General features: G+C 43.8%; 13 protein-coding genes. 11 read left to right on the top strand and 2 right to left on the bottom strand.

The annotated features are described in order from the left end of the window. The first annotated feature begins 4 nt into the window (after positions 1–4). Together AC1DYT_RS24820 and AC1DYT_RS24815 are read left to right on the top strand one after the other, a co-directional pair. On the top strand, positions 5–1,516 hold the full coding sequence (locus AC1DYT_RS24820; RefSeq protein ID WP_477472186.1) for a glycan-binding surface protein: 1,512 nt from the start codon (positions 5–7) through the stop codon (positions 1,514–1,516). Positions 1,517–1,596: 80 nt separating this feature from the next. Next, positions 1,597–3,132: a cellulase family glycosylhydrolase gene (locus AC1DYT_RS24815; RefSeq protein WP_477472185.1), complete on the top strand. Its 1,536-nt coding sequence runs from the start codon at positions 1,597–1,599 to the stop codon at positions 3,130–3,132. A gap of 105 nt (positions 3,133–3,237) precedes the next feature. Here the strand turns inward: AC1DYT_RS24815 and AC1DYT_RS24810 are convergent, their stop codons facing one another. Beyond that, the gene (locus tag AC1DYT_RS24810) at positions 3,238–3,465 is read right to left on the bottom strand and encodes a hypothetical protein (protein WP_477472193.1); all 228 of its coding nucleotides are present in this window, start codon (positions 3,463–3,465) and stop codon (positions 3,238–3,240) included. Between AC1DYT_RS24810 and AC1DYT_RS24805 the strand changes: the two genes are divergently transcribed. The 7 genes from AC1DYT_RS24805 (at position 3,362) to AC1DYT_RS24775 (ending at position 15,681) form a co-directional block, all read left to right on the top strand. Further along, the gene (locus AC1DYT_RS24805) at positions 3,362–4,708 is read left to right on the top strand and encodes a cellulase family glycosylhydrolase (RefSeq protein WP_477472192.1); all 1,347 of its coding nucleotides are present in this window, start codon (positions 3,362–3,364) and stop codon (positions 4,706–4,708) included. The two genes, AC1DYT_RS24810 and AC1DYT_RS24805, sit on opposite strands and share 104 nt — an antisense overlap. A 216-nt stretch (positions 4,709–4,924) precedes the next feature. Then, entirely contained in the window at positions 4,925–5,122 is a 198-nt protein-coding gene (locus tag AC1DYT_RS24800) for a hypothetical protein (RefSeq protein ID WP_477472184.1), read from the top strand. A 33-nt stretch (positions 5,123–5,155) separates the two neighbouring features. Next, the gene (locus AC1DYT_RS24795) at positions 5,156–7,333 is read left to right on the top strand and encodes a glycoside hydrolase family 3 C-terminal domain-containing protein (RefSeq protein ID WP_477472183.1); all 2,178 of its coding nucleotides are present in this window, start codon (positions 5,156–5,158) and stop codon (positions 7,331–7,333) included. Between the two features lie 120 nt (positions 7,334–7,453). Further along, positions 7,454–9,490 carry a beta-galactosidase gene (locus AC1DYT_RS24790; RefSeq protein ID WP_477472182.1) on the top strand — a complete coding sequence of 679 codons (2,037 nt, stop codon included), beginning with the start codon at positions 7,454–7,456 and terminating at the stop codon, positions 9,488–9,490. Positions 9,491–9,778: 288 nt separating this feature from the next. Beyond that, positions 9,779–11,866: a discoidin domain-containing protein gene (locus AC1DYT_RS24785; protein WP_477472181.1), complete on the top strand. Its 2,088-nt coding sequence runs from the start codon at positions 9,779–9,781 to the stop codon at positions 11,864–11,866. 42 nt (positions 11,867–11,908) lie between these two features. Next, positions 11,909–14,392 (top strand): beta-galactosidase GalA, encoded by a 2,484-nt coding sequence (gene galA, locus AC1DYT_RS24780; protein WP_477472180.1) that lies wholly within the window; start codon positions 11,909–11,911, stop codon positions 14,390–14,392. A gap of 167 nt (positions 14,393–14,559) precedes the next feature. Then, positions 14,560–15,681 carry an ISAs1 family transposase gene (locus tag AC1DYT_RS24775; protein WP_477472179.1) on the top strand — a complete coding sequence of 374 codons (1,122 nt, stop codon included), beginning with the start codon at positions 14,560–14,562 and terminating at the stop codon, positions 15,679–15,681. A gap of 15 nt (positions 15,682–15,696) precedes the next feature. On the opposite strand, the gene AC1DYT_RS24770 is transcribed toward AC1DYT_RS24775, so the two are convergent. Further along, positions 15,697–16,707: a LacI family DNA-binding transcriptional regulator gene (locus AC1DYT_RS24770; RefSeq protein WP_477472178.1), complete on the bottom strand. Its 1,011-nt coding sequence runs from the start codon at positions 16,705–16,707 to the stop codon at positions 15,697–15,699. 328 nt (positions 16,708–17,035) lie between these two features. On the opposite strand from AC1DYT_RS24770, the gene AC1DYT_RS24765 reads away from it, so the two are divergent. Both AC1DYT_RS24765 and AC1DYT_RS24760 read left to right on the top strand, forming a co-directional pair. Then, positions 17,036–20,059 carry a SusC/RagA family TonB-linked outer membrane protein gene (locus AC1DYT_RS24765; RefSeq protein WP_477472177.1) on the top strand — a complete coding sequence of 1,008 codons (3,024 nt, stop codon included), beginning with the start codon at positions 17,036–17,038 and terminating at the stop codon, positions 20,057–20,059. Positions 20,060–20,077: 18 nt separating this feature from the next. Then, on the top strand, positions 20,078–21,754 hold the full coding sequence (locus tag AC1DYT_RS24760; protein WP_477472176.1) for a RagB/SusD family nutrient uptake outer membrane protein: 1,677 nt from the start codon (positions 20,078–20,080) through the stop codon (positions 21,752–21,754). Positions 21,755–21,774: the final 20 nt, after the last annotated feature.

Below are 21,774 nucleotides of genomic sequence, written 5' to 3'. Positions count from 1 at the left end.
TGTTATGAAAAAGAAATCATATATCGGCTTGTGTTTTTTGCCGGTTCTGTTGCTGATGGCAGTTCTACTGGCTACTTGTAAAAAAAGCAACGAAAATAATGGTAATCCACCTGTAATTACGGCTGTTAGAAGTTATGTGGCATCGCCGAATGATACGGTTTTAAATAGCCTCGTGCCCAATGGCCAGTATGTCGTTATAACGGGGCAGAACCTGGCAAATGCAACGCTCATAGAATTTGATGGTGTTGCTGCGAATGTCAACAGTTCTTTTGTGACCTCAGCTAACGCTGTTATAAAAATTCCGGAAATAGTGTTCTCATCTGTCGATACAACTAAATTGTACACCATAAGGTACACAACACCGGCAGGCACAGTAACGTTCCCTTTTAAATTGGGTCCTGCAAAACCTACTATTACCGCTATTTCTAATGTGTTTGCCGCCCCGGGCGACTCCGTTTACCTTTATGGCGCAAATTTAGTTTTGGTTCAGAGCTTCTCCTATGGGGGAACAACAATTACCTCATATAAATCAAACCTTGACGGAACTTCGCTCGGTTTTCTTATGCCGCCGCTAACGCCAACCGATCAGATATCGCTGGTAACCAAGAGCGGTTCAGTTAATTTAAAAATAGTAGCAACTCCCACCATTAGCAGTATTTCTAATGAAAATGCGTATCCGGACGATTCGGTTTATGTTTATGGAACTTATCTTAAAAACATTGAATCGCTAACTTTTGCCGGCACGGCCGTTCCTTTTTATACATCGTCAAGTGATGGAACAAAGGTTGGTTTCGCTCTGCCTACGCTATCGCAAAGCGGGCCGGTAACCATTACTACCAAGTTTGGTACAGCAACCACTGTGTATAATGTTAATATTATTGATTATTCAACATCAGGTTCTTTCCCCAATGGGAATTGGTTATCAAACTTTGAAAACGGTTCCAATTGGAAATATTATGGCGGTGGCCAATTGTCCGCCGGATCTGGTGGAGGATGGATACCCTATGTTTCTGAATTTCCGTCTAATACAGGGACCTTTATGAAGCTGGCAACCAATGTATTAACTCCTGGTGAAGGGAATTCATATTCCAGTTATGCAATATTACTCAACTCGACACAGTGGGTGACGAAAGCCAATCTTAGTGATCCGACTGATAGTTGGGCATTTAAATTTGAAGTAAATGTAACGAAACCCTGGAATGGCGGCTCGTTTATTATCCAAAGTTCTGTGGGCGACTATACAGCTCTATGGGAACCATGGCAGGTATCTGCAAGCCAAACAGCAGCGTTCAAAACAAAAGGCTGGATAACGGTAACTATCCCTTTATCGTCGTTCCGTAGAAGTGACCCTACGCTCGGCCAGGGCAGGGGGGTACCGATAGCTAAAATTACCGATTTGGTGGGGCCGGGCGGAAGTAGTGAGTGTACAATGTACATACATAATTTCAGCGCTTCGCCGACTGCAACGGGCTTCTATGGTGCCTTCGATAACTTAAGAGTTGTAAAAATTAAATAAACTAAAAGGCACCGGCGACATGCTGCCGGTGCCCTTTTTTAACTGACGAAAATTTGCTTTTTCGCTAAAACAATATAAACATGAAAATGATAAAAATAAAAATTGAGACGGCCAATTGGGTTGTGGGGATAGCTATTGCTATGATAGTTGCCGTTTCTTGCAAAAAAAACGATAAAGTAACCCCGCAGCTTACGCTTGGAAATATAACAGACACTATACCCGAAGGTGGTGGTACGGTGCCTTTGGCCTTTACTTCTAACGCCTCATGGAGCGTTGATACTACCGGCCTCGGATGGCTGCATTTAAGCTCAACATCGGGCAATGGCGGAGACGCAACCATCGAATTTAACGCAGCAGCGAATTCATCAGGCGCAAGGCGCTCTGTTCTTTTAGTTATAAACTCAAGCAATGGCCAGACCAGGCGGATCACCATAATGCAGGATGCCATAATTTATCCATCGTACAATGTATCGCCAAAGGCGCCCGATGCCACGGGTATGGGCAGCACGGCTGCGCAGCTGGCTGCAAAAATGACTATGGGATGGAACATTTATAACACTTTGGATGCGCCCGGATGGGAAACCGGATGGGGAAACCCGAAAGTTACCCAGCAGCTGATTGATCTGGTAAAATCAACAGGGATGAATGCCATAAGGATTCCCTGCACCTGGAGTAACCACATCATAAATAACCAAACTTCAGAAATAGACCCACTCTGGCTCGCCCGCGTAAAAGAAGTTGTTCAATATTGTATTAACGACAATATGTATGTGATACTTAATACCCACCACGAGGGTTATGTTGATTGCACAGTTATAGGCGCTAAACAGGATACTGTTAATGCCAAGCATAAGGCAATTTGGCAGCAGATAGCCACATCGATGCGTGATTTTGACGAGCATTTGATACTGGCCAGCACCAATGAACCCAATGCGAATGATGTACCAACAACCAATACCTTAATGCGTTATCATCAGTCATTTGTTGATGCAGTGCGCAGTAGCGGTGGTAAAAACACTTATCGTGCTATAGTTATTCAGTCGCCTTCTACGTCGCTTGATTTGCTTACTTCTTATCTTGATCCGGCTAATGTGTATAAACCAGCTTCACTGCCTACCGACCCTACGCCTCATAAGATGATGGTAGAGTTTCACTATTATAGCCCGCCGCAATTTTGCATCTTAGGTGGCTACGGTAGTACAACACCTATGGACGCAAGCTGGGGAAAAGAATTATATTTCTGGGGGAAAGACTTTCATACAACCAACCCACTCTTCCTGGATCGCAACTGCGTAGCCTCAACAGAAGAAGCTTATATGGATAACGCATTTAAAGCCGTTAAAACAAAATTTGCCGATAAGGGTATTCCGGTAGTTATGGGAGAGTTTGACATCCAATATCACGCTCAGAGATTAACCGGATACCCTGCTGATTCTATATTGGCGTTAAAATCGGGTTGGCATTACTACGCTTATATCACAAAGCAAGCCAAAGCACATGGTGTGATACCGTTTTTGTGGGCCAGCGGTATATTTCAACGGCCAAATACCGGTGCGCCCGCATCTATAGGAGACCAGCAGGCATTAGACTCGTTGAAAAAAGGCGCAGGGTTTTAAGCAAACCAACAATTAATATAAAACCTTTCGTTAATTCACCTAATGTGGGTGGTAAAAAAGATCATCTGAACAGTATGCTGTTCAGATGAATCTTTTAGGTAAAGATTAGGAGAAAATGAAAATAAAGTATTCTTTTAAAACATCAATATTTCTTTTTACAGTATTATCTTTTCTCGCTTGTAAAAAAACAAGTAACGCGGCACCAGAACTAACTGTTAGCCAATCTGAAATAACATTTACTCCCGAAGGCGGAACCCTGGATTTATCGCTGGTATCTAATGCGGATTGGAGCGTGAGCAACCCGGCTTCTTCCTGGCTTAAATTGAGCGCCACAGCGGGAAGTAGCGGCAGTGTAGTTGTTCATTTAACAACGCTATCGGAAAATAGCACAGGGTCAATCCGCTCTGATTTTTTAGTGATTAACTCTTCCAATGGGCAGGCAAGAAGGGTAAAGGTGTCGCAAGATGCCACCATATATCCCACTTATAATACTTCACCCCAACCCCCTGATGCCACAGGTATGAGCAGCAATGCTGCTCAGCTTGCGGCTAAAATTACCCTGGGATGGAACATCGGCAACACCTTTGAGGCTCCGGGTGGAGAAACAGGCTGGGGTAGCCCTGTTATTACAGAGGATTACATAAAATTTGTAAAACGCCAGGGATTTAATGCCATTCGTATTCCCTGCGCCTGGAACTGGACACATTTAAGCAACCAGGCAACCCAGCAAGTAGACCCCAACTGGCTCAAAAGGGTGAAAGAAGTAGTGGGCTATTGCGTAAAGAATGATATGTACGTACTGCTCAACATTCATTGGGATGGCGGTTGGTTAGATGGTAACATTAATACGCTTAAGCAAGATTCTGTCAATGCTAAACAAAAGGCGTTGTGGGAGCAAATTGCAACCACCATGCGTGATTTTGATGAACATTTGATGTTTGCCGGCACCAATGAGCCGCCCGCAGACAATGCCGAAAAAATGGCCATACTCGCCACCTATCATCAAACCTTTGTTAATGCTGTGCGATCCACCGGCGGCAGGAACAGCTACAGGGTATTGGTAGTACAGGGCCCTTCAACAGATATCGATAAGACCGATGATTTGATGACCGGCCTTCCGCAGGACCACGCGGCAGCGCGGATGATGGTAGAGGTGCATTATTACAGCCCCTATCAATTTTGTCTGATGGATGGTGACGCTAACTGGGGCAAAATGTTCTACTATTGGGGGGCGGGGCATCATTCTACAATAGAACCCGACCGCAATGCCGGTTGGGGCGAAGAGAGTTATGTAAATACCACCTTCAATAAGATGAAAATAAAATTCGCTGATAAGGGAATTCCTGTTTTGTTGGGCGAGTATGGAGCCTACAGGCGTAACGGCGGCAGTCACGTTCCTTTAGACCTGGCAACGCACAACGATGCTGTGGATTACTGGCTGACTTATGTTACAAAACAAGCAAAAGCAAACGGAATGCTGCCATTTTTTTGGGACACGGGCGGCGCTTTGGACAGGCGAAATTACTCGGTAAAAGATCAGCGTACAATTAGCGCCCTCAATGCGGGCGCTCACTAAAATATTATGCAGAAAATTAAAGTTATTTAATATGAACACAATGCCGCCTGTTATTAATATTGGGCATACATACCTATACACTGCCCGATTCGGTTAATAATCAGGCTTATTATATCAAAGATCTGCCCGCCAGGCCAAAAGGTAAAGTGAAAATAAATTTATCTCATATGCCTGCCGGAAAGTACACTATGCAAATTTATAAAGTAGGCTACGGGGGTGAACGATGCCTATACAGGTTATGTGGATATGGGCCGGCTAAAGCAACTGAACAAGCAGCAGGTTGAAAAGTTAAAAGAACAAAACGGCTCTCCCATCGCTGTACGGCAAATAGAAATAAAACCGGGTGCTAAGTATTCCAGCCAAGTAGAGATCCGGGAAAATGATGTTATCCTGGTAAACCTGACCAAACGATAACCGATGAATATACTGATATTAAAGTTGAAGATAATGAAGAAGACCTGTTGCCATATACTTTTTTTTATCCTGCTAATGGCAGGAATGGCCAACGCACAGCAAACGTTGAATGATGGCGATCAAAAAGAAAGAATCCGTTACCTGATCAGCCAAATGACTTTGAAGGAAAAAGTGAGTTTGTTACACGCGAATTCGAAGTTTTATGTGTCCGGAATAAAGCGGTTGGGTATTCCTGAATGGGCCCTGAGTGACGGACCTCACGGCGTGCGTGCAGAAATTAACCGGGACGACTGGGCTTATTCCGGCTGGACCACCGACTCGGCTACCTGCTTCCCTCCGGGCACTGCGCTTGCCGCCACCTGGAATCCCGCCCTGGCCTATAACCAGGGCCTGGTGTTGGGAGAGGAAGCCCGGTTCCGAAAAAAAGATGTTCTATTAGGGCCGGGGATCAATATTATCCGCTCGCCACTGTGCGGCCGGAATTTCGAATACATGAGCGAAGATCCTTTTCTCATTTCCAGGATGGCCGTAGCCTATATCAAAGCGCTGCAATCAAAAGACGTAGCGGTGAGCGTAAAACACTGGTTGGCCAATAACCAGGAGACGCATCGTGATTCTGTAGATGTGCAAATGAGCGAGAGGGCTTTACGCGAAATTTATTTGCCGGGTTTCAAAGCTGCGATTACAGAAGGCGGCGCTTATACTGTAATGGCGGCCTATAATAAATTCAGGGGCGGCTGGTGTTCGGAAAACGAATATCTCAATAGGGAAATCCTGCGGAAAGAGTTCGGGTTTAAAGGCGTGCTGATGACTGATTGGGCCGCGGCACATACTACGGTAAAGGCTGCATTAACCGGGCTTGACCTGGAAATGGGTACCGATAAAAAGAATTACGACGATTGGTATTTTGCCGATCCGTTGATAAAAGCTGTTGAGCGGGGCGATGTACCGTTATCGGTAGTTGATGAAAAAGTAGCGAATGTGTTGCGCGTAATGTTCAAGACAAAGATGTTCGATCAGGGTAAGCGCGAAAAGGGCAAAATGAATACCAAAGATCATCAAATGGCAGCTTACAATGCTGCAGCGCAAGCCGCGGTGCTGTTGCAAAATAAAGGCAATTTTCTTCCGATCAATTTCAAAAAAATAAAATCAGTTGCTATTATTGGCGATAACGCTACCAGGAAACATTGCGGAGCAGGGCTGAGCTCTGAAATAAAAGCACTATACGAAATAACGCCCCTGGAAGCTATTAAGCAAAAGTTCGGGGCTGATGTAAAAATAAATTTTGCCCAGGGATATGACAAACAATCTACCTTCAAAGAAGGCAGCAATGGGGGCCAGGCAAATGCGGATCGCATTGATTGGAACCTTATTCAGGAGGCCGTAAAAGCTGCCAGGGAATCAGATGTGGTAATCATTTTCGGGGGATTGAACCATGATTTTGATACAGAATCTTTCGACAAGCAGAATATGGACCTGCCTTATGGGCAGGAAATTTTGATACAGGAAGTAGCAAAAGCAAACCCGAACACAGTAGTTGTAATGATAGCCGGTTCCCCTGTGAAATTAGCCGGTATCGTAAACCGGGTGCCTGCTATTTTATGGTCGTGGTATGGCGGCATGGAAGCCGGCAATGCGGTGGCCGACATTTTAAGCGGGCAGGTTAATCCATCAGGCAAATTACCTTTTACCATGCCAGTAGTGCTTGATCAATCGCCTGCGCATGCTTTGGGCAATTTCCCGGGAAGGGGTCTTAAAGTCAATTATGAAGAGGATATTTTAGTAGGATATCGCTGGTTTGATACCAAAAAAATACAGCCTCAGTTTCCTTTCGGATACGGGCTCTCTTATACCGATTTTGCGATCAGCAGTTTTTCGGCAGACAAAAAAACCTATGGGGTGGACGACACAATTCGCGCAAAATTCGTGATTAAGAATACCGGGACGCGGTTTGGGGCCGAGGTGGTGCAATTGTACGCCAGTGACCCTGTCAGCTCGGTTTTGCGCCCTCAAAAAGAACTAAAGGCCTTCCAAAAAGTTTTCCTTAAGCCTGGCGAAACGAAAATAGTCGACCTTTATGTAAAGGTGCGGGATCTGGCCTTTTATGACGAAACAAAAAAATCGTGGAAAGTAGAAGCCGGCGAATTTGTTCTGCAATTAGGTAATTCATCGCGTAGTATCACAAAAACAGCAAAGATTTCAGTTAAATAATACCCATTCCCGAAACCGGGTGGGATTTCAAAAACGGGGTCGAGGTTTCGGCAAAATCCGTCAACCGGAATAGCCGCCATCCTGCATACCTTATAATTAAAAACAGATTTAATTTTGAAAATGAGAATACAAAAGCTTTTAATATTTTCGATCATTTTGCTCACGTCCTGGTCGGTTAGTGCGCAAACACTATACGTCGGCACCAATTATCACCCACACGACGATAAAAATCAGGAAAAAATAAAAAAGGACATCATGTTGATGAAGGCCGCCGGGTTCAGGGTGGTGCGGATGGGCCATTTAGCCTGGGACAGTTATGAACCGGCCGAAGGTAAGTTCGATTTTAAATGGTTTGATTTTGTAATGGACATGATGGATAAAGCAGGGATCAAGGTGATCCTTGATATCGCTATTCGCCCGGCCCCTGTTTGGCTCCACCATAAGTATCCCTCTATTGATGTTACCAGTCCCGGCGGCGTTGCGCAATATCCAAACCATCGCTACATGGATGATGTAGGCGATCCGATGTATCAAAAATATGCGGTACGGTATGCGGATACACTGACAAAACATTATGCCAAACACCCGGCGCTCTTAGCCTTTGGTGTTGATAATGAATCTGGTGATGGCCCCATTTCCTATTCAGAAACGGTTAGAAAAAGATTTGTTATTTGGCTGGCGAAGAAGTATTCAACCCTCGATAATTTCAACAAAGCCTGGGCTACACAGCGTTGGTCGCGCAGGATCAACGATTTTGATGAGGTTGGACTACCCGTAACAGGCGAAAAGAATGGCGCGCCCGAGAAAATATTGGATTTCAGGCGTTTTATTTCAGATGAGGTGAACCAGATCTTATTTAAGGTGCTCGATAAGATTAATACCAATGCCCCCGGGGCGCTTACAAATACCAATGCCTGGTATTACAGCGCCTTAAGATATTTTGACTATGCACAGGTTGCTTATTCGGGCAAAATGACCCGGGAAGGCGCAGGCTTTTATCCCGGCAATTCCTTAGTAACCAATTGGGGTGTAATGAACGCATTGTTCGGCATATCCCGCATTCAGTTTGAAAGTACAAACCCTTTCTGGTGTAGTGAATTTACAACAATGACGGCGGTACCCAATTCGATCAGGAAATCGGCGTATGCTACGTTGATGTACGGCAATCAGATGGTTTGCGGATGGACCTGGCAAAGTATGTGGTCGGGCGAAGAACAATACCTGGAAGGGATGCTTGATTGGGACGGAGTTCCAAACCGTAAATATGATGAATACAAAAAGATAGCCACCGAATTTAAAAAGATAGAGAAATTTTTTCCTTATAAAGCTACCCCCGAAGTTGGCTTAGCATTCTCCTTTCCCAGCCAAATAGCCAGCAGCGCTTTCCCCGAGGCGCAGGATCAGCAGTTACAGAGTTGCTGGAATTTGTTTCACTACCGCAATATGGATACCCGTGTTGTGGAAATAAGCAAAAGCTCGTTAAACTATAAATTACTTTTTGTACCCGGCGTAACCGTTATGGATGAGGCGACCGCCGATAAGATCCGCGAGTTCGTGAAAAACGGGGGGACTGTTGTAATGACCAGCAATTCTGCCGTGGTTGACGAAAACGGGAAAGTTTTCGCCTCTACCCACCCTGGGCGTTTAAGCGACGTGTTTGGAATACGGATAGCGGGTTATGAAGAGACAGAAACGATGAACGAAATATCAAGAATGTCTTATCGTGGAAAAAAATTAGCTGTCAACTATAAGGGGGTAGTTGTTAATGCAGAATCGACACGGTTTGATGTCATTGATCCCAAAGGTGCTCAGGTTCTTGCCAGTATCACAAGTTTGGATAAAGATTACCCAATCATAACATCTAACAAATACGGCAAAGGCAGGGCAATTTATGTGGGATTGCCCGCCGATGGCAATGTATTAAACCCATTGCTTGACGGGCTGATAAATGAACTGGGCATAAAAAAAGGACCACAGGTGCCAGATGGTGTGATGGCGAGGCAAATTGATAAGCACCACTTTTTATACCTGAACATAACAGGAGAACCCAAGGAAATACCCATGAGCGGAAAATCGAGAAGTATCCTTTTTGATAAAAGCTATACGGGTAATTTTACTGTAGCGCCCTACGAGCCGGAGTTTATAGAAGTAGAATAGACGAGTTTTTTATATAGCGATAAGACGAAATGGCAACCATTAAGACGGTTATGGCTGCAGCATTATTTGCTGTTTTGTTATGGTCGGCGCATGCAGCCGCGCAAACAAATTTGTATGTTTCAGACCAATGATGTAATTCTAACTTTTAATCGCAAACAGGTCGGCAATCTTAAAGATCCGCAGGAGGCCCGGAATTCTGTTAGCGTCAAAACAATCGAAATAGTGATTTTTCGTAACCAGCAGCAACTGAAGCGGAAGACTGAAGTGAAAATGTAATGATATGAATTTATGAATAAGAATTTTTTTTGGGGGATTGTTTTTTCTGTGTCCCCAACGCTTTTTTGCAATGCTCAGGCCACCGGACCAAAACCATTTGGCCCGGTACCAAGCGCTAACCAACTCCGTGTGCAACAAATGGAATCCTATGCATTTGTGCATTTTTCTTTGAATACCTATACTGATCAGTCTTGGGGATTTGGTAACGAAGATGTGAATTTATTTAACCCAAAGGATCTGGATTGCCGGCAGTGGGCACGTACCTGTAAAGAAGCGGGCATGAAAGGGATTATAATTACCGCAAAACACCACTGCGGTTTTTGCCTTTGGCCGTCAAAATATACCGCCTATTCCGTTAAAAATTCGCCATGGAAAAATGGCAAGGGAGATGTGGTGAAGGAAATGGCCGATGCCTGTAAAGAATACGGTTTAAAATTGGGTATTTATCTTTCTCCCTGGGATCGGAACGATCCGGATTATGGTAAGCCGGAATACATCACCTATTTCAGGAATCAGCTTACCGAGTTGCTGACTAATTACGGCCCTATTTTCGAAGTATGGTTTGATGGTGCTAACGGCGGGTCGGGTTATTATGGTGGCGCTAACGAAACGCGCACTATCGACCGTACCACCTATTACGACTGGAAGAATACTTATGCGCTTATCCATAAACTACAGCCAAAATGTGTGATCTGGAACGATGGTGGCGATAGGGGCGATCTGCGCTGGGTAGGTACCGAAGCCGGTTATGTAGGTGAAACCAATTGGAGCCTGCTCAATGCTACCGGCGATGTGCCCTACAATATGCTACATTACGGTTTGGAAAACGGCAATGCCTGGGTTGCCGCCGAAGTAAATACATCGATCCGGCCGGAGTGGTTTTATCACCCGAATGAAGATACTAAAGTAAAAACATTGCCGCAACTGATGGATACCTACTATAACTCCATTGGCCGTAACGCCACTTTTCTGCTTAACTTCCCCATTATGCCAAATGGTTTGATCAATAAAAGAGATGTAGAAGCAGCCCGGGAATTCGGCAATGCAGTTAAGGACGCGTTTGCTGTTGACCTCGTTAAATGGAAAAAGACAAGTGCTTCCAACGTTCGTGGCAACAGTAAACAATTTGGTGCCGGTAAAGCGGTTGATAACAATACAAATACCTATTGGGCCACGGACGACAAAGTGAAAAATGCTTCGCTGACCATCGATTTGGGCAAGCCTACTACATTCAACCGTTTCCTGGCGCAGGAATATATCCGGTTGGGCCAAAGGGTGAAGGCCTTCAAAGTTGAAGCATTGGTTGACGGTAGTTGGAAAGAAGTAGCCACTGCAACAACTATTGGGTACAAACGTATTCTTCGTTTTCCGAGTGTGAAGGCCACGAAGGTGCGGTTGACCATTACCGATTCGAAAAGCTGCCCGGTTATCTCCAATATAGGCGTTTACAACGCGCAGCAGATCTTAACCGCTCCGTCGGTTATCAGAGATCAATCCGGTAAAATCATCATAACACCGGCCGACAAGGAATCGGTAGTTTATTATACACTCGATGGAAGTACCCCAACCACAAGTTCGACCAAATATACCGGCCCATTTCAAACCGATGGGAAATTAGAAGTAAAGGCGATTGCCAGCGATGCCACTACAGGTAAAAGCAGTGCCGTAGTAGAGGATAAATTCGACCTGCCCCGTAAAGATTGGAGAATTTTAGGAGTAGATGATGAAAAGGCGAAAGCAATTTTAGATGGCGACCCTAATACAGTATGGCATCAGGACAAGGATAAAAAAGTACCGGTTGATTTGGTGATAGACCTGGGAAAAGAACAAAGCCTGTCCGGCTTCAGATACTTGCCCGATCCTGGTTTATGGGGGCCGGGTATTATTACCACCTACCAGTTTTATGTTTCGCTTGATAATAAGGAATGGAAACTGGTAGATGAAGGCGAGTTCCCGAACATCAAAAACAACCCGTTGATGCAAATTAAAAAGTTTGCGACGGTAAAGGCACGCTATATTAAACTGAGGGCTTTGAAGAATACAGAAGGCAATGATAATATAGGATACGCCGAAGTAGACGTAATTACCAGCCAGCCCTGATGTTACCATTGGGTAGTTCAGGAGCCGCTTATTAAATAAATTATGAACAGATATACACACTTTAACAATAAGTTGCTTAAAATATTGCTTTTGGTGATCTTACCCTTCTTGCTATCGGCTTCATGGTCTCTTGATGCAGCGGCACAAAACAGAGCAGCCGCCTCATCGAAAAGAACAAGAGAAAATTTTGATTTTAGCTGGCAGTTCCACAAAGGCGATATCGCTATCAAACGGGCAGTGAAAGCAGCCGGTTATGGAGGTTTGACAGATATCAACGTAAAAGTTGAAACCAACAAAGAAGCCGTTGTAGCTTATACCGATGTTGATAAAGCAGCTACATTTAAACCTGAAGACTGGAAGGAAATAAACCTGCCGCACGATTGGTGCGTAGAGGGGACTTTTGTTAATGATAAATCAATCGGGAGCTCGCCGGCTGTTAGCGGATATTTGCCCGGTGGGGTCGGCTTTTATAGGAAAGAGTTTGAAATACCGGAAACCGATAAAGGAAAAAAAATATCCATAGAATTCGACGGGATTTTCAGGAACAGTTCTGTTTGGGTTAATGGCCAGCTCATGGGTAGCCATCAAAGCGGCTATACACCTTCAAACTATGATTTGACTGATGTTTTGCGTTACGGTAACGAAGGCAAAAATGTTGTTCTTGTAAAGGTTGACGCTACCGAATATGAAGGCTGGTGGTACGAAGGGTGTGGAATTTACCGGCATGTTTGGCTCAATAAAACCGACAGGCTACATATCGACCGCTTTGGTACCTATGTTACTACCCCTGTAGTTTCGCCTGATGAAGCTGATGTAAACGTAAAAACCAATATTAAAAATGAATACGGCGTAGTTAAAAATATTACACTCGTCTCTAAAATTGTCGATAATAAAGGAATAATAATTGATACAAAAACTTTATCGCAGTTAATTGCGCCCTTTAGCACAATTGAACTTTCGCAACAAGGAATTATTAAAAAGCCCTTGCTTTGGTCGCCCGAAACACCAAATCTTTATAAAGTACTCACTGAAGTTTCTGAAAACGGTACGGTTATCGATAATTACGAAACCACTTTTGGGGTTAGAACAATCGAGATTAACCGGAATGGGGTGTTCCTGAACGGAAAGCTTTACCCCGTGAAGGGCACTTGCAACCACCAGGATTTTGCCGGGATCGGTGTAGCGCTTCCCGATAAAATAAACGAATACAAATTAAAGTTGCTCAAAGAAATGGGCAGCAATGCTTATCGTTGTTCCCATCATCCTCCCACGCCGGAACTGCTTGATATGTGCGACAGGATGGGGTTACTTGTATTGGATGAGAATCGTATGTTGTCCAGCTCTGATGAAGGGATAAAGGATTTGAAATCCATGTTATACAGGGATCGTAACCACCCGTCCATTTTTATGTGGAGTATGGAAAATGAAGAGTGGATACAAGGCACGGTGACCGGGGCCAGGATACTAAAAACACTGGTTGACATCACCCATCAGATAGACCCAACGCGCCCGGTGACGGCTGCCATGAATCACGGCCGGAACGAAGGCGGGTATAGCGATGTGCTGGATGTTGTGGGATATAATTATGGAGACAAAGGGCTGGCGTATGTGAAGGACCATGAAAAATATCCCAACCGGGTTGAGTTTAATACAGAAACCACAAGTTTCATTTCTACCCGCGGCGAGTATCAGAATGATTGGGGCAAAGGTTATGTCTCAAACCTCGGGTTGTGGCAACCAAACTGGGGGCCGCTGCCTGGCGAAGACTGGGCAGACATTGTTAAATACCCTTATCTTGGCGGCTTGTTTGTATGGACAGGTTTTGACTACCGCGGTGAACCCACTCCATACCAATGGCCATGTGTTACATCTCACTTCGGGTTTATGGATATATGTGGTTTCCCTAAAGACGGGTACTATGCTTATAAGGCGGCCTGGACGAATGAACCGGTGGTCCATATTTTCCCGCATTGGGATTGGCCCGGCAAAGAAGGGGACAGCATAAAGGTGCATTGTTACACCAACTGCGACGAAGTGGAACTGGTGCTCAATGGAAAAAAAATAGGCCGGCAAAAAGCTGTTCCTTATACCAAGCTGATATGGAATCTGGTATATAAACCCGGTAAACTGGAAGCCAGGGGATATAAAAACGGTAAATTGGTAACCAGCGACGTTGTTGAAACCACAACGGCTCCCGCACAGGTAGCCTTGAACAGTGATGTTAAGATACTTAAAGCCGATGGTACCGACGTGGCCGTTATCCGGATTGCCATCAAAGATGCCAAAGGAAGGGTAGTCCCCACAGCGGCGAGCCTGGTGAAGTTTTCGATAGAAGGCCCGGGGCGGATTATTGGCACGGGTAATGGCAACCCCAGCAGCCACGAACCGGATAAAGCCAGCCAACGGATGGCATTTAACGGATATTGTTTAGTGCTGATCCAATCAGATAAACAGGCCGGGGAAATCCGCTTAAAAGCCACTTCCGAAACCCTTAAAGGGGATGAGGTAGTTGTTAAAGTACAATAAAAAAATATTTTTACAAGAAGTAGATATCACAGTGAACATCAGGGCTGACGCATAAGAAGTGAAAAAAATCGGGGGTGTTATCAACAAAGTGTTAGAAAGCCGAGAGTAAGTTTATGTGTTTATTTGGGGATTAGAAGTCTTTTGAGGTTTTTCTTTGTAAAAAGGATATGACGACCTCACTACACCAACATTTCAGATGGGTTCCGGATCCCCGGACAGGCAATAATAAGAAACATAATTTACTGGAAGTACTCATTCTGTCCATACTGGCCGTTCTTTGCGGTGCAGAAAGCTGGTATGAGATGGAGGAATTCGGCAAAGAAAAAGAAGATTTTTTACGGCAACTTCTTCCGCTTGAGAACGGCATACCGAGCCATGACACGATTAACCGTGTTTTTATGCTGATAGATGCAGCGCTTTTTGAACAGTGTTTTCGTGCCTGGACAGCAGAACTTAGCCGTGGCATTGAGGCGGCGGACCCGTCCGGCGAAAAGGAACTGATCGCTATCGATGGAAAGAGCATCTGTAACAGCGCCTGCAAGCACCAGGGCCTTGGTGCCTTACATTTGGTAAGTGCCTGGTACGGCCGTAACCAACTGGTGCTGGGGCAACAAAAAGTAGCAGACAAGAGCAACGAGATCACCGCCATCCCGGCCCTGTTATCCTTATTAAGTATCAAAGGGGCAGTAGTAAGCATCGATGCAATGGGCACCCAGAAAGCCATAGCTGAAAACATCATCGAAAGCCAGGGCGATTATATCCTGGCACTGAAACAAAATCAGGAAACCCTTTATGATCAGGTGGCCAACCAATTCAACTTCAGGGAGGACAGTTACAGCCAGCACCTGGATAAAGGCCATGGCCGGGCGGAGATCAGAACATGTAAAGTCATCCATGAACTTAACTGGATCGACGAACAGGAAAACTGGCGGGGGATGAAAAGCATCATCATGATAACATCGGAAAGGATGATTGGTGAGGGGCGCACCGTACAAGACCGGTACTATATCTCCAGCCTTCGGGCAGATGCCGCCTATTTTAACCAGGCCATCCGCACCCATTGGGGGATTGAGAATCAGCTACATTGGCAATTGGACGTAGGATTTGCCGAGGATTACAACACCACCAGGAACAGGCAGGCGGCCCAAAACCTGGCCGTCGTCAGAAAAATAGCCCTCAATATCCTAAAAGCCGATAAAACCAGCAAAGCAAGTATCAAAGCCAAAAGGAAAATGGCCGGCTGGAATCATAAATTCCTCCTCAAACTCATTACATATTCCAATTTCTAATGTGTCAGCCCTGTTTTAAAAGATGGTCATTGTGGATTCCCTTTTTATTAGGTTAGATTTCAACACAATAGTTTCATTCGGCTCGTACCATCGTTTATTAAATATTTTAAATAAAATGCCTGCAGCTTCCACGCCCATTTCAAAGGCGGGCTGGTTTATTGTAGTGAGCGATGGATTAAGCAGTTCAGCGTGAGCAAGGTTTGAGAAACTGATGAGCTTTAAATCACTGGGTATATTCAATTTCAGTTCCCTGCAGGCATAGTAACAGGGCATGGCAAGATCCTCAATTGATGATAATATACCATCCGGTTTTTGTTCAGCGATAAGATTTTTAATAAGAGCGTAGTTTTCATCACTGTTTGAACCACTTTCCATAATTAATTTCTTATCGTCCGGAAAATGATTGTATTTTAAGGCATCAAGGTAACCCTGTAGCCGCTTTTTACCGGTTGATAAAGTGTTAAGGGCTTGTAAATACCCTATTTTTTTGCACCCGTTTTCAACAAGGTGTTGTACGGAATTATAAGCACTTTCATAATCGTCGGTGGTGATTTTTACTCCCTCAATATCATCATATACCCTATCAAAAAAAACCACAGGTAGTTGATCGCTCACCTTTCTTAGGTGTTCTTTATCAACAGTTTCGCAGGCAAGAGATATTAGAATGCCATCAACGCGTCCGCTTAAAAGGCGCATTAGAAATGAAGTTTCAATGTCGCTGCTCTCGTGTGTTTGGTAAATCAATACATGATAGCCCCGCTCACGTGCCACGTCTTCAATGCCGTTAATGGCAAGTGAAAAAAAGTTATTGGCAATTTCAGGTACTATAACTGCAATTGTTTTACTTTTTTGCCCGCGCAGGTTGCTGGCGAATGGATTAGGTTCATAGTTGAGTTTTTTGGCCATTTCAAGTACCCTGGCCTTGGTTTCACTGCTTATCTCGTGACTATCGCGGAGAGCTCTTGAAACAGTTGCCGCTGATAAATTTAGTTCGCAGGCAAGCTTTTTTATATTGATTTCTCCCATCTTTAAAATAGTTTATTAGTGTGTAATATACGATTATTGCGTAAACGTTTACGTAAATAAATACTTCAGATTTGATAAAACCAAGTTTTAATTTCTTCACTTTTAGAGAAGTGAATCATTCAAATTTCGTAAGAAAGCGAGTTTTAAATGATATTTTTTTAACCAATAAAACCCATTTATAAACCTTTTTGCCAGGAATTAATTAATCCTAAAACAGTTATTAATTGTTGATAGAACAGTTAATAATATTGCTTTATCAGAAATTAATTAACCTGCAAAGCCACCAATTAAACAAACCAATATGATGACAATTCGACTCAAACTATTTATGACAAGATATCTGTTCGGTATCTTGCTCATGTTATTCTTCTTCGGCTTTAGCAATGCCTCGGCACAAACCGGCGTTGTTAAAGGAGCCGTAAATGACAGCAAAGGAAGCCCGTTGCCGGGCGTAACAGTGCAAGTGAAGGGGACTGACAAATCGACCTCCACTTCGGCTGAGGGAAAATTCTCTATTAATGCTCAAAAGGGGAGCGTATTGGAGTTTCGCTTGATTGGCTATGAGTCGGTAGAAGTAACTGTAAACGATGAAAACACAGTTAATGTAACGCTTACTACAAGTCAAAAAATCCTTAATGAAGTAGTTGTAGTAGGTTATGGAACAAGCAGTAAGAAAAATCTGTCAAGCGCGATAACTACAGTTAAGCCAGAAGACTTGAACAAAGGCGCCATTGCCGATATTGGGCAATTGCTACAAGGTAAGGTACCCGGATTAAACATAACTGCCAACGGAGACCCTAACAAACCGGCAGCTGTTATTTTAAGGGGGGCATCAACAGTAAACGGCCCGGGCGCTCCATTTTATGTTATAGATGGAATACCGGGAGCCGATATTACTTCAATAGCGCCAGCTGATATTGCGTCGATTGATGTATTGAAGGATGCTGCTGCTACCGCAATTTATGGTAACAGGGCCGCGAGCGGTGTTATTATGGTTACTACCAGGCGGGGTAAAAAAGGGCAGGACCAGGTAACCTATAGCGGTTACGTGGCCCAGGAAAAAGTGGCAAACACCCTTGATTTAATGAATGCTGATCAATTGCAGGCTTATGCAACTGCAAACAAAATAACATTTTTGCCGAACGATAATGTTAACCCCGGTAAAATTAATACCGATTGGATGAAGGCCATTGAGCGATCTTCTGCCTTTACGCAAAATCATAACCTGTCATTTAGCGGTGGATCAGAGCATACCACTTACAGCGCCAGCCTTAACTACCTGAAAAAGATGGGTATATTAACGGCCAGCTCACTGGAGCGTATAAATGGCCGCGTCAATATTGACCATTACACCTGGAATGATAAGATCAAATTCAGCCTTAATGTATCAAATTCGGTAAGTACTTCAAATAACCAGCCGCTGCAAAATATTGTGTTACTGCAAGCGGCGAAACACTTGCCAATTTCGCCCGTATTGAATGCCGACGGCACTTATTTTGAAAACCTCACTACTACCGGATATTATAACCCGGTGGCAATGGTTAATAATGCGCAGGATCAAACCAAGTACAATGTGTTATTAGGCGGTTTTAATACTTCAGTAAAGTTACCTTTTAACTTAACTTACAATGTAAACCTTTCTTACCAAAAAACATCCACATTACATGGTGAGTTCTATAGCAGTTATTTCAATAAATATCCTTCATCTAGTTTTTATAATAACCCGGATCCCGGCCTGGGCGTTGGACACACTTTAGTCGGTTCTCTTTTTGGTACCAATGGTTCGGCTTTACGAACCGATTATTCAACCTCCGCCAAAACACTGGAAACTTTTTTAAGCTGGGATAAACAGATCGGCGATCACACCTTCAATGCTGTATTAGGTTATTCCTACCAGGATAATATTTACGGAGATGGCTTCCAGGCATCAAGCACTAATTTCCCTACCGATAATATTGGTTTTCAGAACTTAACCCTGGGTAACCCGTATGCAATATCGGCCTATCGCATTAATCTTGGTAATGACCTTACTTTTGGCGAAAATTTGCTGATTTCGGACTTCTTAAGGGTGAATTACAACTATAAGGACAAATACTTATTCCAGGGCTCCATACGTCGTGATGGCAGCTCGGTATTTGGAGATAATCATCACTGGGGTAGTTTTCCTTCGGCGGGTGTTGCCTGGAGAATCAGCCAGGAGGATTTCATGAAGGATCAAACGCTTTTCTCCGACCTTAAATTACGCGCCAGTTATGGTGTTACCGGTAATTCGGCTGGTATTGGAGCATATACTGCTAAACTGGTTTATGGCATTTCCGGCACCTATTACAACAATGGCGTACAAGCCGCTGCTTACGGGCCGATACAAGGTTCAAACCCCGATTTACAGTGGGAAAAAACTGCGACTACCAATTTAGGGCTTGATTTTGGTGTACTGAAAGGTAGGATTACAGGTACAATTGAAGTATACAATAAAAACACCACCGGTATGTTATTTAACTACTCGGTATCGCCATCGCTGGTGCCAGGCGGTAAAATATGGGCTAACGGCGGCAGCATCAATAACAAAGGTATTGAGTTTTCGCTAAATGCCAGACCTATAGTTAATGACAATTTCTCGTGGGCATCATCTCTTAATGTTGCGTATAATAAAAATAAGATAACCAGTTTATCGGGCCCTTATGGTAATAGCGATGAAACCCTTTACTCTGATCCGGAAGGTCCGGGCCAATCAGGTGCCACTTTGCAAATTTTAAAAGTTGGACAGCCGCTTGGCCAATTCTACGCATTTAAATATGCTGGAAAAGACGCTAGTGGCAAATCACTTTTCTATAAGGCAGATGGCACAACTACCGATGCACCAACAATAAAAACCGACTATTATTACCTGGGAAGCGCCCAACCATCGGTGTTAGCTGGTTGGAGCAATACATTCAAGTATAAAAACTTTGATTTAGGATTTTTCTTCAGGGGCACTTTTGGCAACAAGATATTTAATGCTACACGAGCCGACTTGTCATACGTTGCCGGCGCTGCCAATAATAACATATTAAATAGTGCAGCAGATGATAAAGTAACTGACGCAAAAAACTCTTACTATTCAAGCAGGTATGTGGAGAATGGATCATACGTGCGATTAGACAATACTACACTGGGTTATACCCTACCTCATCCTTTTAAAAACGTTCGTAGTATGAGATTATATTTTACCGCTAACAATGTATTTACCATTACGGGCTATAAGGGTATTGATCCTGAAATTAACCAGGGAGGCATATCACCGGGTATTGATTACAATAATTTTTACCCAAAAACGCGCACGCTGTTAGTAGGTTTTAATGTTTCATTTTAGGAATAATATACAAAATATATGAAAAAGATAATTTTAGGGATTTTAGGCTTGCTGTCGGCAGTTGCAATGATCTCGTCATGTCAAAAAATTAACGTACCCGTTACATCAGAAATTACGCCCGCCGTTTATCCGCTTACGCCTGCCCAGTTTATTTCGGCAGAAGGGCCGGCATATATCGCTATCCGCAACGATTTTTCAGGGTCATATTGGTTTACGCAAAGTTGTTCAACCGATGAGGCCGTTTTGGCTACATTTGGTTCAAACTGGCTTGATGGTAATAAATATATGGAACTGCATCGCCATACATGGACGAAAGATAATGCCTGGGTGAATTCATTGTGGAGCTATTTAACCGGGATTATTGGTACGTCTAATCAAATCATATCGATTTTTAACAAATCAGCTCCTGTAGGCGATGCAAAAAACACCAGTATAGCCGAATTAAGAACAGTGCGCTCTCTGGCCTATTTTATGATGATGGATTCATATGGTAACGTACCGCTCGATACCTTATACGGCGCTACCACTTTGAAGACCAACTCACCAAGGGCAGAGGTTTTTAATTATGTGGAAAGCGAATTAAAAGCATCTATTCCTTACCTTAAATCGCAGACTACTGCAACTTATGGGTTGGTTACCAAAGATCTCGCGTACTCCATTTTAGCTAAAATGTATTTAAACGCAGAGGTTTACACCGGCACAGCCCGTTATAATGATTGTATAGCAGCCTGCGACCAGATCATCAGTTCGGGTTACTATGCTTTGGAACCCATGAGCTCCTATTTACAACAATTTTATCCAATTAACGGGCCATCAAAAAAGGAATTCGTTTTTGCTATCCCGTATGATGCAACTACCACAAGCGGTAACATGTACTATGCCCGTTATGACCTTAACCGCAACCTGGGAATACGCTATTTATATTCCGGTTCTAACCCCGGCGGATATACAGACCCGGTAATGAATTTAAATACCGGCAATGGACTATTAAACAGCCAGCCAAGCGGACCACGTATGACAACTGCCGAATTCTATGCCCATTTTGACGACCCTAACGATGTGCGCAACAAACAGTGGTTAACCGGTGCGCAATACTGGCAGGATGGCACACCTATTATGGTAAAAACTACCAAACTTGGATACAACCAGTTTTATACCGGAGCAGACGGTTCTGCTACTTATACATATCCTTTGGTCCTCGCTCCACTTTCGGCCAGTTCGGTTCGGGCGGGTACTAATTCATCATTTGATCTGGGTAACGATGAAATTGGATGGAATACTGGAATACGTAATATTAAATTTTTACCAGATTATACCAACACCATCAGCAGGAACCAAAATAACGATGTTCCTTTGTTTCGCTATTCAGACATCGTCCTGATGAAGGCTGAAGCTATTTTGCGTGGTGGCTCACCAACGCTGGGCGCTACGGCTTTATCATTAGTAAACCAGGTTAAAGCGGTTCGTACCACTTCTGCAGCTTTGTCCAGCGTTTCACTTACTGACATTTACAATGAGCGTTGTAAGGAGTTTGCATGGGAAACCTGGCATAGAAATGATATGATCCGGTTTGGACAGTACGAAAACGCTTATGGCCTGGGTAAAACAAATACAGAAACATATCGTCGTATATTCCCGATACCAACTAGTGCAATGATGACTAATACAAAACTGGTTCAAAACCCGGGATATTAATAAAAAAGGAGTTTAATTTA

The sequence above is a fragment of the Mucilaginibacter sp. P1_D10 genome (assembly GCF_056406215.1).
The sequence above is the reverse complement of the archived record's forward strand: the minus strand, read 5'-3'. Positions and strand labels throughout refer to the sequence as shown.

Bases quoted from the DNA above. Each gene is read 5' to 3' on its own strand.
- AC1DYT_RS24820 (WP_477472186.1), top strand. From the start codon at position 5: ATGAAAAAGAAATCATATATCGGCTTGTGTTTTTTGCCGGTTCTGTTG.
- AC1DYT_RS24815 (WP_477472185.1), top strand. From the start codon at position 1,597: ATGAAAATGATAAAAATAAAAATTGAGACGGCCAATTGGGTTGTGGGG.
- AC1DYT_RS24795 (WP_477472183.1), top strand. From the start codon at position 5,156: ATGAAGAAGACCTGTTGCCATATACTTTTTTTTATCCTGCTAATGGCA.
- AC1DYT_RS24790 (WP_477472182.1), top strand. From the start codon at position 7,454: ATGAGAATACAAAAGCTTTTAATATTTTCGATCATTTTGCTCACGTCC.
- AC1DYT_RS24785 (WP_477472181.1), top strand. From the start codon at position 9,779: ATGAATAAGAATTTTTTTTGGGGGATTGTTTTTTCTGTGTCCCCAACG.
- galA (WP_477472180.1), top strand. From the start codon at position 11,909: ATGAACAGATATACACACTTTAACAATAAGTTGCTTAAAATATTGCTT.
- AC1DYT_RS24775 (WP_477472179.1), top strand. From the start codon at position 14,560: ATGACGACCTCACTACACCAACATTTCAGATGGGTTCCGGATCCCCGG.
- AC1DYT_RS24770 (WP_477472178.1), bottom strand. From the start codon at position 16,707: ATGGGAGAAATCAATATAAAAAAGCTTGCCTGCGAACTAAATTTATCA.
- AC1DYT_RS24765 (WP_477472177.1), top strand. From the start codon at position 17,036: ATGACAAGATATCTGTTCGGTATCTTGCTCATGTTATTCTTCTTCGGC.
- AC1DYT_RS24760 (WP_477472176.1), top strand. From the start codon at position 20,078: ATGAAAAAGATAATTTTAGGGATTTTAGGCTTGCTGTCGGCAGTTGCA.